Origin of the sequence: Bradyrhizobium sp. STM 3809, from assembly GCF_000239795.1 — a bacterium.
GTDB lineage: Bacteria > Pseudomonadota > Alphaproteobacteria > Rhizobiales > Xanthobacteraceae > Bradyrhizobium.
Window position 1 is genome coordinate 1 of record NZ_CAFJ01000661.1, and the last position, 1,099, is coordinate 1,099.

Genomic DNA, 1,099 nt, shown 5'->3' on the forward strand with positions numbered 1-1,099 from the left:
TGAAGCGAACGACGTCCTGTGGCGCGAGTTGGATGCGCAACGCCGTTCGCAGCGCGCCGAGGCCGAATGCGTGCAGGTCCTCGTTGAAGTCGCCCGTCCGCGGAGACAGGGCAAGCGCCTCGATGCCCGCTGCTTCAGCGGGTTCGGTCAATGCTGCGAATGCGGCGTCACCCGCGGCATCGGCGTCGCGAGCGATGTAGAGTCGACACAGTGCTGGCGGGAGCAAGAGAGCGGCAAGGTGGTTGGCCGAGAGCGCGGCAGCCATGGGCATGGCAGGCAGCGCACAGCGCAGCGAGAGCATTGTCTCGATGCCTTCGCCGACAGCGAGAACGTCGTCGGCCGCGCCAAAGCGGACGGCATGGCCGAGGAGACCGCCCATCGCCCGTCGCGGCGTGCCAACCGGTGCCTTGCTAGAGCCGTCCGGCGCAAGCCAGGTGCGATGTGCGCCGGTGATGGCGCCGGCAAGATCGGTGACGGCGGCGATCATCGCCGGCCAGGTCTCAGTCGGCGAACTGTCGTCCGGGCGATAGTAACAGCGCGGATGAAACCGCAGCGCGCCCGCATCGTGGACAACCTTGATGCCGCGATTGCGCAGGTAGGTCTCGACGAACGTCCGGCGGATCGGCTGCGACATGGCGAAGAGCCGCTGCGCCGCCTCCGGCGATCCGGCGGGGACGGGTGTGCGAACGGGCTTTGGGTTGTGGCACAGTTCGGCGCTCGGCAAACTCAGAAAGCGTCGCGCCTCTTCGGCGACATCGCGAAAGTCGATGAACCCGCAGCTCTCGCGGATCACGTCGAGGAGATCGCCATATTCGGCCGAGGCGGCATCAGTCCAATGCCCAGCAGCCCCGGGACCAGAGTCAGGTCCGCTGAGCCGAACGAACATCGATCGACCAGGCGTATTGCGAACGTCGCCCACCATCCAATAGCGACCCTGGCGCCGCCCATTGGACAGGTAATGGCGGCAGACCGCCTCAGCATCGCGGGCGAGTCGGCGCGCCAGTTCGGAAGCGTCGCGGGACATCACACGACCTCCCGCAGCACGCCGTTATGTTGCGTAGAAGTTGCCAATCGGCTGCGGGACAGCGCCTCCGCGCCA

The 1,099-nt window shown here is 67.0% G+C and carries 1 protein-coding gene; it reads right to left on the minus strand.

Annotated features, from left to right (window positions below; all coding sequences use genetic code 11):
- On the minus strand, positions 1 to 1,024 hold a 1,024-nt coding region (locus BRAS3809_RS29365; RefSeq protein ID WP_035659319.1), incomplete at its 3' end, for a DUF7146 domain-containing protein.
- Between the last annotated feature and the right edge of the window lie 75 nt (positions 1,025 to 1,099).